This is a genomic window from Achromobacter sp. MUI-25009338 (assembly GCF_057359325.1).
Genome location: NZ_CM170627.1, coordinates 3,118,322 through 3,133,497, shown reverse-complemented (window position 1 = coordinate 3,133,497; position 15,176 = coordinate 3,118,322). Strand labels below are relative to the sequence as shown.

The window sequence follows — 15,176 nt, the reverse complement described above, 5'->3', positions numbered from 1 at the left end:
GGGTTGCTTGTCGTTGGCGACATTCTTGTCCGGGGCCGGTGGCGAAGTCCTCACGCAAACTTAAATTAAATGTGATAACTCGCCGCGCGCGGATTGGCGACAATACGCGCATCATTCCCCATCCGAGCTGCCCATGGACACGCCCCGACGCGTACTGATAGTCGAAGACGACGCCCACATCGCGGAACTGCTGCGCATGCACCTGCGCGACGAAGGCTATGCGGTCGAACACGCCGCCGACGGCCACGACGGCATGCGCAGGCTGGAGGAAGGCAACTGGGACGCGCTGGTGCTGGACCTGATGCTGCCCGGCATCGACGGGCTGGAGATCTGCAAGCGGGCGCGCGGCATGGCGCGCTACATCCCCATCATCATCACCAGCGCGCGCTCCAGCGAAGTGCACCGCATCCTGGGCCTGGAGCTGGGCGCGGACGACTATCTGGCCAAGCCGTTCTCCATGCTGGAGCTGGTGGCGCGCGTGCGCGCGCTGCTGCGCCGCAGCGAGGCGCTGGAGCGCAACGCGCGGCTGGACGCCGGCAGCCTGTCGCTGCACGGCCTGGCCATCGATCCGCTGGCGCGCACGGCCGACGTCGACGGCCGCCGGCTGGAGCTGACGCCGCGCGAATTCGACCTGCTGCTTTTCTTTGCGCGCAATCCGGACCAGGTGTTCTCGCGCCTGGACCTGCTGAACCAGGTGTGGGGCTACCGGCACGAAGGCTACGAGCACACGGTCAACACCCACATCAACCGGCTGCGCGCCAAGATCGAGGCGGACGCGTCCAATCCGCAGCGCATCCTGACGGTCTGGGGCCGGGGCTACAAATTCGCGGCGGCGCCCGGCCGCGCGGGAGACGCGGCATGAAACGCCTGACGCTCACCCAACGCCTGTCGGGCGTGTTCGCGCTGCTGCTGCTGGCCTGCTGCGGCGCCTCGGCCTGGCTGCAGATCGCCGCCAATTCGCGCTACCAGCAGGAGGTGGTGCAGCGCCTGTCCAGCGGGCTGGCGCAGCATATCGCCGGCACCAACGAGCTGATGGACGTCAACGGCTGGCGGCCGCAGGCCGTGCGCTCGCTGTTCGACATGCTGATGGCGGTGAATCCGGCGGTGGAGGTCTATCTGCTGTCCAACGACGGCCACATCGTGGCCGACGCCGCGCCGCCCGGCGAAATCAAGCGCGGGCGCGTCGACATGAAGCCGATCCGCCGGCTGCTGGCCGGAGACATGATGCCCATCGTCGGCGACGATCCGCGCAATCCGCAGGCGCGGAAAGTCTTCAGCGCCGCGCCGGTGCGCGTGGGCGGACAGGAGCAGGGCTATGTCTACGTGGTGCTGCAGGGCCAGGCGCGCGACGCGCTGGCCCAGGACGTGTCGCGCAGTTCGGTGCTGCGCATGACCTTGTGGTCCATCGGCCTGGTGGCGCTGCTGGGCCTGGCCGCCGGCCTGGCGGCGTTCGCGCTGATCACACGGCCGTTGCGCGGCCTGACGCGCGCGGTGCGCGCTTTCGGCACGGACGACGGCATGGCGCTGGCCGCGCTGGAAGGTCCGGACGACGGGCGCGCCGGCGAGCGCGGCGACGAAATCGAGGTGCTGCGCCGCAGCTTCGTGCAGATGGGCGCGCGCATCTCCGAGCAATGGCGCGAGCTGACGCGGCAGGACCAGCAGCGGCGCGACCTGGTCGCCAATATTTCGCACGACCTGCGCACGCCGCTGACTTCGCTGCACGGCTACCTGGAAACGCTCCGGCTCAAGGACGCCACGCTGGAGCCGGCCGAGCGGCGCCGCTACCTGGACATCGCGCTGGCGCAGAGCCGCAAGGTGGGCCGGCTGGCGCAGGAGCTTTTCGAGTTGGCGCGGCTGGAGTCCGGCCTGGTGAGGCTGGAGCCCGAAACCTTTTCGCTGCCGGAGCTGGCGCAGGACGTGATCCAGAAATTCGAGCTGGCCGCCGAGGCGCGCCAGCAGCGGCTGGCCACCGACATCGCGCACGGGCTGCCGCCAGTGCGCGCGGACCTGGGTCTGATCGAACGGGTGCTGACCAACCTGCTGGACAACGCCATCCGCCACAGCCCGCCGGGCGGGCGCATCGAACTGCGCCTGGGCGCGGCGCAGGACCGGGTGCGCGTGCAGGTCAGCGATTCCGGCGACGGCATCCCGCAAGCGCTGCGCCCCGGGCTGTTCGTGCGGGCCAGCGCGCTGAACCGCGGGCCGGGGGAAAGCGGCGGGCTGGGGCTGGTGATCGTGCAGCGCATCCTGCAACTGCACCAGAGCGAGATCCGGCTGGTGGAGCAGGCGGGGCGGGGGGCGGTGTTCGAGTTTGAATTGGTGGCGGCTGGGGCCGCCTGATGGGTTTCGCGCGTTCGGTATTCGAGTTCTTGCATAAGGAATCTCGCGCTGCACCCATCCTACGTTCGGGGATCGGATCGTAGGATGGGTGCAGCGCGCGGCATCCGATATAAGAAACCTGCTGTCAAACGCGCGAAACCCATCAGGCGGCCCCAGCCGCCACCGCCTAAACCCGCCGCACCGTCCCCCCGCCCGCATCCACCTCCAGCACGTCCCCGCTGCGGACTTCCCGCAATATCCCCTGCACGTTCACGACAGCAGGAATACCGAATTCCCGCGCCACGATGGCGCCGTGCGACAGGTAGCCGCCGGCCTCCATGACCAGCGCCGCGGCGCGCAGGAACAGCGGCGTCCAGGCCGGATCGGTGGAGGGTGCGAGCAGGATGCTGCCGGCCGGCATCTCCAGTCCCTCGGCCGGCGTGCGCGCGACGAAGGCGGGGCCGGTCGCCCGTCCGCCGGCCGCGGGCGTGCCGCGCCAGGCGCCCGAGGCGGATTGTCCGGCCGGGCGGCTTGCCGGCTGCGCCGGCGCCGGCGCGCCGCCCGCCGCGGGTTCGACGATCACGTCCGGGTCGGGCGTGGCGGCCCAGGTTTCCAGCTGGGTGCGGCGCAGGGCCGCGCGGCGGCCCGCCGCCACGGGTGCGAGCCGGCCGTCGGCCAGCGCGAACAGTTCGGTGGCGGTCAGGTGGAATACGTCGTCGGCCGCCGCCAGGCCCTGGCCGAGATAGCGTTGCCCCAGCGCCAGCGCGCTGCGGCGCGCCGCCGCCAGGTAGGCCACCAGCACGCTGCGCGCGGCCTCGCGCTGCCGGCCTTCAAGGCGCGAGGCCTGCAGCAGTTTCGCGGCCAGCGGACGCTGCCAGAACGGCAGCGCGGCGCGCAACTGCTGCCAGGCCTGGCGCGCCGCTTCCTCCTGGCGCGCGCGCAGCGCGCCGGCGTCGGCGCCGATCAGGTTGACCACGCTGTCGAGCAGGTAGCCCGGCGCCTCGCGCCAGCGCGGATTGCGCAGATAGGTTTCATACACGGCGCGATGGCCGTAGCGGCCCAGGAAGTCGGCGAAGGCCTGTTTGAACGGGCTGCCGTCGGGCAGCGCCTCGCGCCAGGCGGCGCTGTCGCGCTGCGGGCTGCGCAGCCAGGCCAGCGCCGCCGCGTCGGCCTGCGCCAGCTCGGCCAGCGCCATCAGCGCATAGCCCTGGCTCGCGGTCACGCTGGGCTCGCCGCCCGCCATCAGCGCGGCCGTCAGGGCATGGCCCTGGCCCGGGCAGGCCTTCTCGACCAGTTCCAGCAGCTTCGACAGCGCGCCGCCGCCCGAGCCTTGCAGGAAGAACAGTTCGTCCGCGCCCAGCACCGTCAGGAACTGCGTGCGCAGGCGCGCGCCGAGTTCGGCGCCGGCGGCCGGCAGCGGCTCGTCCAGCCAGGCCCGGGCGCGCGCCAGCAGCCGTGGCAGGTCGGTCTCGGCGCGCTTGCGCAAGGGGGCGGCGCGGCGCAGGTAGCGCAGGATGCGCGCGGCATGGCGCAGGCGCTGCGCGGGCGTGGGCGCAGGCGCCTCGATCGCGGGCTGGGGGCCGCCCAGCAGCGCGTTCATGGCCGCCGGCGGCACGCCCAGGGCGTCGTAGCCGACCCACTGGATGACCGAGGCGTCCAGGTACACGCGGCCCTGGAACAGCGCCGCCAGCCGCACGCCCGGCAAGGGCGCGTAACCGCTCAGTTCGAAACCGCTGCTCAGCATGCGTTGGGCCATGACCCGGCCGCTGTCCCATTCCAGCGCCGACATGGCCTCGGGCAGCACTTCGCGCGTGTTGCCGCGCGACCAGTACGAAGGCTGCGAACGCAGCGCGGGATAGGTGTAGCGCGCCGCCGCGGTGATCGGGCGCGCCTGCAGAATCCAGAATTGCCGCCCGTCCCAGGCCCATTCGAGGTCGTGGCCGGCACCGGCATAGTCCAGGGCGCGGGCCGCGTCGCGCGCGATCTCGCCCAGCGCCTCGGCCTGCGCATCACTGAGCACGGGCTGCGCGGCCCGGGCGGCCGCGGTGTCGGCCAGTTGCGTGCCGCCGGCGGCGGCGGGCAGGCTGGCCTGGCGCTTGGCGCCCACGCGCCGCGACGCCAGCGGCCAGGCCAGGCGCAGGTAGTCTTCGCGCAGCCGGTATTCGTCGCCGTCGGCCTGTCCGGCCACCAGCGATTCGCCCAGGCCCCAGTTGGCGTGGATCAGCATTTCGTCGCGGCGTCCGGACAGCGGGTCCATCGTGAACGCGATGCCGGAAGCGGCGGCCTCGATCAGCGGCATCACCACCACGGCCATGCCGCCCTCGGCGTCCAGCCCCAGACGCTGGCGATAGGCCTGCGCCTGCGGCGTGGCTTGCGAGTCCCAGACGCGCGCCAGCGCCTCCAGCACGGCCTGTTCGCCGGTTACGTTCAGGCAGGAAAGATGGATGCCCGCGAAGGACGCGCCCGCCGAGTCCTCCTGCGGCGCGGACGAGCGCAGCGCCAGCGGCCGCGTCAGCCAGCCGCGGTCGCGCAGCGCCTGCAGCAAGACGCGCTGCGCCTCGGGGGGCACCGGCTGGCCCGGCTGGCGGCCCAGGCTGGCCGCGGCCGCCAGCACGAAGCCTTCGGGCACGGGCACGCCGAGCTGCGCCATGCGCGCCAATTGCCAGCCCTTGCCGCCGGCGGCGCGCGGCCCGGCTTTTTCGGCCGCCGCCCAGTCCAGCACCAGCGCGTTCATGGCGCCTCCTTGGCGGCGCCGCCCAGAAACAGGCTCAGGGCTGCGTCGTATTCGTCGCGCAGGCTCGCGCCGGGCCGGTCCAGCCAGCGCAGCATCGCGCCCAGGTGCAGGAATTGCAGGTGGTGAGCCAGTTGCTCGGCGGACAGGTCGGCGCGCAGCTGGCCCGCGGCCTGCGCCTCGGCAATCAGCGAGGCGTACGCCGGTTGCAGGCCGCTGCGGGGATGGCGGGCGGCGTCGGACTGCGCATGGGCCAGGCGATAGCGCAGATACGGGCCCAGATACGCGCGATGCGATTCGGACCAGTCGGCCGAGGCGCGCAGGATGCGCGTCAGCCGTGCGGCGAACGAGGGCAGGGCGCGCAGCGCCGGCCACAGCGCCGCCAGCGAGGCGGCGAGTTCGCCGTGCAGATGGTGCGCGAGCAGCGCCTCCTTGACCGGGAAATGGTTGTACAGCGTGCCCTTGGCGACGTCGGCCGCGGCCGCGATCTGCTCCATCGTGACGGCGTCGTAGCCCTGCGCCTCGAACAGGCCGAAGGCGGTGCGCGCCAGATGGTCCAGCGTCTGCAGGCGCTTGCGCTCGCGGCGGCCGGGATCGGCCGCCGGCGCGGCGGGCGAGAGGGATTCGGTGGCGGACATGGCGGCTCGGATTATCTGAACGATGAATAATATTATACGTCGTTCAATAATTTATCAAAGCCGCCCCGTGGGCGGTGGCCGCCGGGATCAGGCGTTGGCGGGCATCTGTCCGTGCAGCAGGTAGTCCATCAGTTCGCGCACCGAGCGCATGGCGTTGCCGAAAGGCAGCTTGGATGCGCCGCGGAAGAACAGGCCGCGGCTGACTTCGCCGCGCATGGCGGCGGCCAGCTTGAGGTCGATGCAGAACTGGCCGAAGCGCGACAGCCCGTCGCGCAGGCCGCACTGCGTCAGGCAGTCCATGCGCTGGCTGCAGCGGCGCGCGTCGCAGCGGGTGTTTTCCTGCAGCGTCTTTTCCTGGCGCAGGTAGCGCGTCAGCCACGGCGTGGCCACGGCGCGCGCCGGCAGGCCGGCCACGCTGGTGAATTCCTTCAACTGGTCGGGGTCGGCGTCGATCAGCACGCGCTTGAAATTCTCGTGCGCGTCGCCCTCGATAGTGACGGCGAAGGCGGTGCCCACCTGTACGCCGTCGGCGCCGTGCCCCAGCCAGTGGCGCACCTGGTCGTGGCTGCCCACGCCGCCGGCCACGATGAGCTTGGGCGCGTCCTTGCCCAGCGCCAGTTCCTGGAACAGCTTGTGGCAATCGGCCAGCACGCGCTTGAAATCGAAGCGTTCGTCGTGCACGTCTTCGAGCCGCGCCGCGCCCAGGTGGCCGCCGGCGTGGCCGGGATGTTCGATCACCACGGCGTCGGCCAGCCGGCCCTTCTTGATCCATTTCTTGAGCACCGCGGCCACGCCGCGCGCTTCGGACAGAATCGGCACCAGCGCGACCTTGGGGAAATCGGCGGTCATTTCGGGCAGGTCCAGCGGCAGGCCCGCGCCCATCACGATGGCCTGGGCGCCGCTTTCGCAGGCCTGGCGCACCAGGGCCGGGTGGCCCCGCACCGCCTTCATGACGTTGACGGCGACCAGGCCGCGGCCCTGCGCCGTGTCCAGCGCGGCGCGGATTTCGCGGTGCAGCGCTTCGAGGTTGGCGCTGTCGATCAGGTCGCGGTCATGGCAGCGCTCGGTCTTTTCGAGCAGATCCGGATGATGGTGGCGCAAATCGATGCTGGCGATGGTGCCCATGGCGTTCTGGCTGGCGACCGCGCCGGCCAGGCGATGGGCCGAGATGCCGACGCCCATGCCGCCCTGTACGATGGGCAGCAGTTCGCGTCCGGCGAGAGTGAGTGATTTGAACCACGTCATGATCAGGTCTTTCCTCAGGTCAAGTTGACAGAGGCTAGAGCAAGGGGCGTCCGATCGCCTTGCGCGGGATCAAGCGGCGGGGAATTGCGGACGGGGCCGGGCCCCGTCCGACACGCGGTATTTCAGGCCAGCAGCTTGACGATCGCCGGCACCGACAGCACGGCGGTGTAATAGCCCATGAACTGCACGCCGGTGTTGAAGCCGAACAGGCGCGACAGCAGGCCGCCGAACAGGCCCATGGTGAGGATCACGAGCAGGCCCAGGAACTGGCCTTCCCAGACGCTGATGACGATGATCAGGCCGACGAAGGTGGCGATGATGGCCTCGTGGCTGACCTTGCGCGACACGAACAGCGCGGCGCGGCGCGCAAAGTTCATGGCGAACGGATAGGACACCACCGCGGCCAGCAATACCGCCAGCATGCCGTAGCCCAGGAACTCCCAGTGGTTCAGCAGGTTGTGCAGATTGTTGGTCTGGCCGGTGGCGGCGTCCACCGTGAAGCGCGGCGGCGCGTTGAACAAGGGCGCCGCGGGGCCGGCGGCCACCGGACTGAGCGGCAGGCCGAAGGCGATCAGCGGAATCAGCGCCTCGGCGATGTAGGTGGCCTCGGTGACGCCGTTGCGCGCGCTCAGCACGGTGGTCAGGCGGTGATAGGCATGCTTGACGCGCGAGCCCACCAGCTCGCCCAGCACCACGGTCATGGCCACGGGGCTGAACACGAAGGTGGCGCTGGAGACCGCGGCCGTGGCCAGCGTCCAGCGGGTCTGCGTGCGGTCCATGACCTTCAGCGGGTTGGGGAAGTAGCCCGACCAGCCTTTCACGTCCGGCGCCAGCGAGAAGGTGCGTACCTTGTCGCGCAGCATGCGCGAGCGCCCCTGCGGCGAGGCCACGCTGAACAGGTCCGCGATCAGCGGCCCGATGGCGATGCCCAGGAAGTAGCTGATGCTCAGCTTGACCCCGTACTTGGCGGTCAGGCTCTGCAGCGCGACGATGAGCACGACGAACGGCGCCAGCAGCGCGACCGCGGCCCAGCGGCCGGCCGAGAAGTAGGCGATGAGCAGCGCCGCGGCCAGGAAGATCCAGGGCGCGAACCGGGTGATGACCGCGCCGAACGGCGCCAGCAGCACCGCGAACAGCACGGCCAGCGGCACCGCCACGAACGCGGCGACGATGGCGCCGGACACCATCTTGCGCAGCGCGATGTGCGGCACGCCCAGCTTGCGCAGCATGTTCGCGTCCTGCAGCAGCGGCGTGGCCATGGTGTCGCCGGGTATGCCCAGCAGCGCCGTGGGCACGGCATGGGTCATGTGCTTGGCCACGGCGCCGGCCAGGAAAAAGGTGAAGACGCCCGCCGGCGGCACGCCCAGCAGCACCACCAGCAGGGTCAGCGGCGCCAGCGTGGTGGTTTCGTCGGTGCCGGACACCAGGCCGATGGCCGCGAACACCACCGCGCCCAGCAGGCCCATGGCGGCCGCCATCATGATTTGTTCGAGTAGCGCGGGATTGCTCATGCCAGCGCCTCCTTGTTCGCGCCCTGCGGCGCTTCGGCGCGCACGCGCGCATCGGACGCGGGCGCGGCGGGCTGGGCGAACAGCTCGTACAGGTCCAGCGCCTTGAGTTCGCGCACGGCGGCCTCGGGCAGATCGGCCAGCGTGCCCAGGCCGCCGGGCTGCTCGGCCAGTTCGGCCAGCACTTCGGCGCGCCAGGCCGGGTCCTGGGTGGCGCTGTGTTCGACCACGATGCGCTTGGGCGGGAACAGGCGGGCGCAGATCAGGCCGGCCAGCACGCAGCCCGCCAGCCCGGCCAGCATGGCGTAGGCATGGGCCAGCTCGGGCGAGGCGACGACGCCGCGCAGCCAATGGCTGGCGGCATAGAACCCCGCCACGCTGATCACGATGCCGATGCCGATGGCCCACGCCAGCTGGCGCAGGTCGACCGTGTCGCTCCAGACTTCCGCCAGGCGCGCAGGCGGCGCCGGGGTGTTCGGATTCATGTCTCTCTCCTTGGTTCTTGTCAGGCCGGATGGCCGGGTTTATCGGGGCGCGCGCAATTCCTCCAGCAAGGCGCGCGCGCGGTCGCTGGTTACGTCCCGCAGGGCCGCCATGCGCTTGGCGACGGTGTCGATCTCGGCGCCCGCCGCGCCGGCGGCCAGGGCGATGTTGCGCGCGTGCAGCGCCATGTGGCCGCGCTGGATGCCTTCGGTGGCCAGCGCCCGCAGCGCGCCCAGGTTCTGCGCCAGGCCCACGGCCACGGCGATTTCGCCCAGTTCCTGCGCGCTTTTCACGCCCATGATCTTCAGCGCCAGGCGGGCCAGCGGATGGGTCTTGGTGGCGCCGCCCACCAGGCCCACGGGCATGGGCATTTCGATGGAGCCGACCAGCGCGCCCGCGGCGTCTTTCTCCCAGTGGGTGAGGGAGGTGTAGCGGCCGTCGCGGCTGGCGTAGGCGTGGGCGCCGGCTTCCACCGCCCGCCAGTCGTTGCCGGTGGCGACGATCACGGGGTCGATGCCGTTCATGATGCCCTTGTTGTGCGTGGCCGCGCGGTAGGGATCGACCGCGGCGAAGGTGTAGGCGTCGAGCACGCCTTCGATGATGTCGGCGCCGCTGCGCTCGGCCGTGTCCAGCGCCTGCGGCGTCAGGCGCACGCGGGCGCGCGCCAGGCGCAGGTCGGCCAGGTTGGACAGGATGCGCAGGCGCACGGAGCCGCCGGAAATTTCCTCGATCAGCGGCGCCACGGCCTCGGCCATGGTGTTGACGGCGTTGGCGCCCATCGCGTCGCGCACGTCCACGATCAGGTGCAGCACCAGCATGGGGCCGCGCGGGGTGTCGGGAAATACGTGGACTTCGATGTCCTGGCAGCCGCCGCCCAGCTCGACCAGGGTGCGGTCGCGGCCGTTGGCCAGCGCCACGATGCGCTCGCGTTCGCGCAGCAGCGCCAGCCGCGCGCCCTGCGGATCGCCCAGCCCCAGCACCTGCACCTGGGCGCGCATCAGCGGCCGGGTGCTGGAAGTCTCGAAGCCGCCGCAGGCGCGCGCCAGCTTGGCCATGTAGGACGCGGCGGCCACCACGGACGGCTCCTCGACCGCCATCGGCACCAGCACGTCGCGGCCGTTGACCTGGAAGTTGGCGGCCACGCCCAGCGGCAGTTCGAACGCGGCGATGACGTTCTCTATCATGCCGTCGGCGCGGTCCAGGCCCAGCGCGCCTGGCGCGGCCAGCAGCCGGCGCTCCTCGGCGCTCAGGTCCGCGGCGTCGGCCACGGCCGCCAGGCGGTCGGCGGGGGTGAGGGAACGGAAGTTGGGCAGGCGGGAATCGGCCAATTGCGGGGTCTCCATGTATCGGAATCGGGTGGCCAGATTCTAGGTAGACTGTACCGGTATTGAGAGGTACAGTTTCGACAAACAGTGTCATTGCACTGCACCAATTTTTGCATATGTCCGGCAGCCTTCCTCCCCTGGCGACGCGCCCGCCGCGCGCCGCGCCCATCGCCGAAAGCCTGGCCCGGCTGATCGGCCAGCAGATCGCCGACGGCGTGTACCGGGCCGGCGACAAGCTGCCGTCGCTGCGCGAGCTGGCGCAATTGCACCGCTACGCGAAGAACACCGTGGTGGTGGCGTTCGAAATGCTGGTCGCGCAGGGCCTGGTGGAGCCGCGCCGGGGTTCCGGCTTCTACGTGCTGGAGACGGGCAGGACGCGCAAGGCCGCCGACGAGGAGCCGGGGCAGCTGAGCCGCGCCATGGACATCGTGTGGCTGATGCGCGAGCAGCTCAAGACCCAGCCCGACGCGGTCGCGGTGGGCGACGGGTTTCCGCCGGTGGAATGGCTGGCCGACATGCGCATGGACCGCTACCACCAGAAGGTGGTGCGCACCGGGCTGGGCGCCTTGTTCCGCTACGGCAGCCGCTTCGGCTATGCGCCGCTGCGCGAAAGCCTGGTGCGCAAGCTGGGAGACGTGGGCATCAATGCGGCGCCGCCGCAACTGGTGCTGACGCACGGCGCGAACGAGGCCATGGACCTGGTGATCCGCTACTTCGTGCCGCAGGACGCGCCGGTGCTGGTCGACAACCCCGGCTATTACCCCCTGTTCGGCAAGCTCAAGCTGGCCGGGGCGCGCATGCTGGGCGTGCCGCGCCTGCCGGACGGTCCGGACATCGCCGCGCTGGAAGCGCTGCTGCAGCGGGAAAAGCCGCGCCTGTTCTTCACCCAGTCGCTGGCGCACAACCCCACGGGGTCGGACATCTCGCCGGCCAAGGCGTACCGGGTGCTGCAGCTGGCGGAGCGCCACAACCTGATCCTGGTGGAGAACGATCCGCTGGCGGACTTCAAGCCCACGTCCGCGGTGCGCCTGGCGGCGCTGGACCAGCTGGAGCGCACCATTTACATCGGCAGCTTCTCCAAGTCATTCTCCGCCGCGCTGCGGGTGGGATTCATCGCCTGCAACGCCGCGCTGGCCAGCGACCTGGCCGACCTCAAGGCGCTGGTGCACGTCAGCAGTTCCGAGTACTGCGAGCGCATGGTGGACGTGATGCTGCGCGACGGCCACTACGAGCGGCATCTGGTCAGGCTGCGCCAGCGCCTGGAAGCCGCCACCGGCCATGCGCTGCAGGTGCTGGATTCGCTGGGCGCCGAGGTCTTCGCCCGGCCCACCAGTTCGCTGTACCTGTGGTCGGCCTTTCCCGGCGTGGACGACACGCTGGCCCTGGCCGCCGAGCTGATGCCGGAAAAGATCATCATGGCGCCGGGGCGGGTGTTCAGCGTGGACCCCACGATCCGATCGCCCTGGGCGCGCTGCAACGTCGGCGCCATCGGCTCGCCGCGTTTCCGGGAGGCGATGGCGCGGCGTGGGGGGTGACGCGCGGGTTGGCGTGGGGCGGGCGTAGGATGGGTGTAGCGCGAGAATACTTACGCAAGAATTCAACAATTCAACGCGCGTAACCCATCAGGCGGCGCCAGCCGCCGCCTTTCGAGGCAAGAGACAAACCGCCGGCTCTCGCCGGCCGATGGGTTACGCGCGTTCGGAGTCGGAATTCTTACCCGCCGGTTGCCGCGCTACACCCATCCTACGACCCAATATCATGGTTCATGGTTCGACCCGCAGCCACGTGCCCACGCCATGGTTCCACGCAACGCCATCCCCTCAGCGATACTCGAACGCTTCGAACCATTCCCGCATCCGGCTTTCGGCCTGCGCGCTCAAGTGGCGCGCGGCGGGCGAGTCCGGCGTGCTGCGCGCGCCCTGCACGGCGAAGCGTCGCACGCCGCGGCGGGACAGTTCCCGGGCCACGTCCAGCAGCCGGGTCTCGTCGAACCAGTCGGGATGCCAGGTGACGCGGCATTCGAAATCGCGCCGCGCCGACAGCAGCTGGGCCAGGCACGACATGGCGGGACGCTCGGAATCGCGGCGGCCGGTGATGTCGTCGTAGCCGGCGGCGTCGGCCTTGATGTCCAGGCCGACCCAGTCCAGGTGCTGCAGCACGTCGGCCAGTCGCAGCGGATAGATGCCGGCGGTGTGCATGCCGACCTGGTAGCCCATGCGCCGCACGTCGCGGATCATCTGGGCCAGGCGCGGTTCGCTCAGGGGTTCGCCGCCGGAGAATACGACGGCGTCCAGCAGCCCCTTGCGGGTTTCGAGGAAAGCGCGGATGTCATGCCAGTCGTAGCGCGCGGTGCGCGTCTGCAATTCGGTGTTGTGGCAGTAATGGCAGCGCCAGGGGCAGCCGGCGATGAAGACCACGGCGGCCAGCTTGCCGGGCCAGTCCACGGTGGAAAAAGGCACCAGCCCGCCCACCGAATGGGCGTGGCGCGGCAAGGGCTGCAGCACCGGCTGCGGCAAGGCGGCGTAGGCCGGCCTGACGGCCATCCTGCGCGCGGCGGGCGCGGACCCCGGCCCGCAGGCCGGGGCAGGACGCGCGCCCTCAGGCGCGGCGTTCGACGAAGAAGCGGCGTTCATTGAATTCGCCTTGTTTGCCGGTGTTGAAGGACGAAACGGGACGGTGGTAGCCCATCACGCGGGTCCAGATCTCGCAACGCACGCGCTGGCTGTCGTCCAGCATGGGGGCGGTGGCGGGGGCGATGTCGGGGGTGGTCAGGGTTTGCATAGGGGTTCCTTGGTAGAGGCCAGGGGGATATCCGGCTAGGCCGGGGTGCAGCATGACGATTGCCGGGCGAGCAGCTCGGCATCGCATTTGGGGCAGAACTCGTGGCGTCCCGCCAGATAGCCGTGGTTGGGGCAGATCGAGAAGGTCGGCGTGACGGTGATGTAGGGCAGGCGGAAATTCGACAGCGCGCGGCGCACCAGCTCCTTGCAGGCGCCGGCCGAGGACACGGCCTCGTTCATGTACAGGTGCAGCACGGTGCCGCCGGTGTACTTGCCCTGCAGCGTTTCCTGAAGCTCCAGCGCATGGAAGGGGTCGTCCGTATGCCCCACCGGCAGCTGGCTGGAATTGGTGTAGTAGGGCTGCGCGTCGCTGCCGGCCTGCAGGATGTCGGGATAGCGCTTGCGGTCCTCGCGCGCGAAACGGTAGGTGGTGCCTTCGGCCGGCGTGGCCTCCAGGTTGTACAGGTGGCCGGTCTGTTCCTGGAATTCGGTCATGCGGGCGCGCACGCGGTCCAGCAGCCGGACCGCCATGGCGTGGCCCGGCCCGGTGGTGATGTCGTCCATATCGCCGGTGAAGTTGCGGATCATCTCGTTGATGCCGTTCACCCCCAGCGTGCTGAAGTGGTTGCGCAGCGTGCCCAGGTAGCGGCGGGTGTAGGGATACAGGCCCTGGTCGATGTAGCGCTGCACCACCTTGCGCTTGGTTTCGAGCACGTCGCGCCCCAGCTCCAGCAGGTGGTCCAGGCGCGCCATCAGCTTGCCCTCGTCGCCGCGGCAGGTATAGCCCAGGCGCGCGCAGTTGACCGTGACCACGCCCACCGAGCCGGTCTGCTCGGCCGAGCCGAACAGGCCGTTGCCGCGCTTGAGCAGTTCGCGCAGATCCAGCTGCAGGCGGCAGCACATGGAGCGCACCATGTGCGGCTCCAGGTCGGAATTGAGGAAGTTCTGGAAATAAGGCAGGCCGTAGCGCGCCGTCATTTCGAACAGGCGTTCGGTGTTGGGATGGTCCCAGTCGAAGTCCGGCGTGATGTTGTAGGTGGGGATGGGGAAGGTGAAGACGCGGCCCTTGGCGTCGCCGGCCATCATGACTTCGATGTAGGCGCGGTTGATCATGTCCATCTCGGCCTGCAGGTCGCCGTAGGCGAACGGCATTTCCTCGCCGCCCACGTACGGAATCTGTTCGCGCAGGTCGGCCGGGCAGGTCCAGTCGAAGGTCAGGTTGGTGAACGGCGTCTGCGTGCCCCAGCGGCTGGGCACGTTGAGGTTGTAGATCAGCTCCTGCATGGCCTGCTTGACCTGCGCGTAGGTCATGGCGTCGCGGCGGATGAAAGGCGCCATGTAGGTGTCGAACGAGCTGAAGGCCTGCGCGCCGGCCCATTCGTTCTGCAGCGTGCCCAGGAAGTTGACGATCTGGCCGATGGCGGCCGACATGTGGCGCGGCGGCGTGGCCTCGACCTTGCCGGGGATGCCGTTGAAGCCTTCGGTCAGCAGCTGGCGCAGCGACCAGCCGGCGCAATAGCCGCTCAGCATGTCCAGGTCGTGGATGTGGATGTCGCCTTCGCGGTGGGCGCGTCCGGCCTCCGGCGCGAAGACATTGGACAGCCAGTAGTTGGCGGTGACCTTGCCCGCGACGTTCAGGATCAGGCCGCCCAGGCTGTAGCCCTGGTTGGCGTTGGCGTTGACGCGCCAGTCGCGCTGCTCCAGGTATTCCTCCATGGCGCTTTCCACGTCCACCAGGGTGTGGCGCAGCGAGCGCAGGCGGGCGTGCTGCTCGCGGTAGACGATGTAGGCGCGCGCCGTGCGCCAGCGGCCGGCCTGGACCAGGACTTCCTCGACGCGGTTCTGGATGGTTTCGACGCCGGGGCAGGGCTGGTCGGCCAGCGCGTCGATGACGGCGTCGGTCAGCGCCTGCGCGCCCGCGAGGTCCAGTTCCCCGGTGCTCTGGCCGGCCGCGGCGATGGCGTGGGCGATCTTGTCGCGGTCGAACGCCACGACCCGGCCGTCGCGCTTGAGTATGTGCTGGATATGCATGACTGACACCATATGTAGTAGGGTGGTGAAACTCTATCACCACATATGGTGTCGTCGACGTACGCGAGACGCGGGATTTTAGCCCTGCTTGATGCGCATCAAACGCGTTTTTCGCG

Annotated in this window: 12 protein-coding genes; 3 read left to right on the top strand and 9 right to left on the bottom strand. The window is 70.1% G+C overall.

Translation table 11 applies throughout. The features are described 5' to 3' along the window. The first annotated feature begins 133 nt into the window (after positions 1 to 133). Entirely contained in the window at positions 134 to 862 is a 729-nt protein-coding gene (locus AC1IQ6_RS14820) for a response regulator transcription factor (protein ID WP_102771027.1), read from the top strand. Next, positions 859 to 2,340 (top strand): sensor histidine kinase, encoded by a 1,482-nt coding sequence (locus tag AC1IQ6_RS14815; RefSeq protein WP_111825235.1) that lies wholly within the window; start codon positions 859 to 861, stop codon positions 2,338 to 2,340. The genes AC1IQ6_RS14820 and AC1IQ6_RS14815 overlap by 4 nt, the downstream gene beginning before the upstream one ends. 166 nt (positions 2,341 to 2,506) lie before the next feature. Here the strand turns inward: AC1IQ6_RS14815 and AC1IQ6_RS14810 are convergent, their stop codons facing one another. The 6 genes from AC1IQ6_RS14810 to AC1IQ6_RS14785 form a co-directional block, all read right to left on the bottom strand. Beyond that, positions 2,507 to 5,053 (bottom strand): PEP/pyruvate-binding domain-containing protein, encoded by a 2,547-nt coding sequence (locus AC1IQ6_RS14810; protein ID WP_485864836.1) that lies wholly within the window; start codon positions 5,051 to 5,053, stop codon positions 2,507 to 2,509. Continuing rightward, a complete protein-coding gene (locus tag AC1IQ6_RS14805; RefSeq protein WP_485864835.1) occupies positions 5,050 to 5,688 on the bottom strand; it encodes a TetR/AcrR family transcriptional regulator in 639 nt (212 codons plus the stop codon). Before AC1IQ6_RS14805 ends, AC1IQ6_RS14810 begins: the two co-directional genes overlap by 4 nt. An 87-nt stretch (positions 5,689 to 5,775) precedes the next feature. Then, positions 5,776 to 6,933, bottom strand: coding sequence for an NAD(P)H-dependent flavin oxidoreductase (locus tag AC1IQ6_RS14800; RefSeq protein WP_102771031.1), 1,158 nt, complete (start codon positions 6,931 to 6,933; stop codon positions 5,776 to 5,778). A 122-nt stretch (positions 6,934 to 7,055) separates the two neighbouring features. Beyond that, the gene (locus AC1IQ6_RS14795; RefSeq protein WP_102771032.1) at positions 7,056 to 8,444 is read right to left on the bottom strand and encodes a tripartite tricarboxylate transporter permease; all 1,389 of its coding nucleotides are present in this window, start codon (positions 8,442 to 8,444) and stop codon (positions 7,056 to 7,058) included. Then, positions 8,441 to 8,926 carry a hypothetical protein gene (locus AC1IQ6_RS14790; protein WP_479729872.1) on the bottom strand — a complete coding sequence of 162 codons (486 nt, stop codon included), beginning with the start codon at positions 8,924 to 8,926 and terminating at the stop codon, positions 8,441 to 8,443. Before AC1IQ6_RS14790 ends, AC1IQ6_RS14795 begins: the two co-directional genes overlap by 4 nt. A gap of 39 nt (positions 8,927 to 8,965) precedes the next feature. Further along, positions 8,966 to 10,267 carry a hydroxymethylglutaryl-CoA reductase, degradative gene (locus tag AC1IQ6_RS14785; RefSeq protein WP_485864834.1) on the bottom strand — a complete coding sequence of 434 codons (1,302 nt, stop codon included), beginning with the start codon at positions 10,265 to 10,267 and terminating at the stop codon, positions 8,966 to 8,968. A 98-nt stretch (positions 10,268 to 10,365) separates the two neighbouring features. On the opposite strand from AC1IQ6_RS14785, the gene AC1IQ6_RS14780 reads away from it, so the two are divergent. Next, entirely contained in the window at positions 10,366 to 11,784 is a 1,419-nt protein-coding gene (locus tag AC1IQ6_RS14780; protein ID WP_111825230.1) for an aminotransferase-like domain-containing protein, read from the top strand. Between the two features lie 285 nt (positions 11,785 to 12,069). Here AC1IQ6_RS14780 and AC1IQ6_RS14775 read toward each other — a convergent pair whose 3' ends face one another. Genes AC1IQ6_RS14775 through AC1IQ6_RS14765 form a run of 3 tightly spaced genes read right to left on the bottom strand, consistent with a single transcriptional unit; the run spans position 12,070 to position 15,060 of the window. Then, positions 12,070 to 12,882 (bottom strand): anaerobic ribonucleoside-triphosphate reductase activating protein, encoded by an 813-nt coding sequence (locus AC1IQ6_RS14775; RefSeq protein ID WP_485864833.1) that lies wholly within the window; start codon positions 12,880 to 12,882, stop codon positions 12,070 to 12,072. After that, positions 12,848 to 13,030, bottom strand: a complete 183-nt coding sequence (gene nrdD / locus AC1IQ6_RS14770) for an anaerobic ribonucleoside-triphosphate reductase (RefSeq protein WP_102771037.1) — start codon at positions 13,028 to 13,030, stop codon at positions 12,848 to 12,850. The genes AC1IQ6_RS14775 and nrdD overlap by 35 nt, the downstream gene beginning before the upstream one ends. 35 nt (positions 13,031 to 13,065) lie before the next feature. Beyond that, positions 13,066 to 15,060 (bottom strand): ribonucleoside triphosphate reductase, encoded by a 1,995-nt coding sequence (locus AC1IQ6_RS14765; protein WP_485864832.1) that lies wholly within the window; start codon positions 15,058 to 15,060, stop codon positions 13,066 to 13,068. Positions 15,061 to 15,176 lie beyond the last annotated feature (116 nt).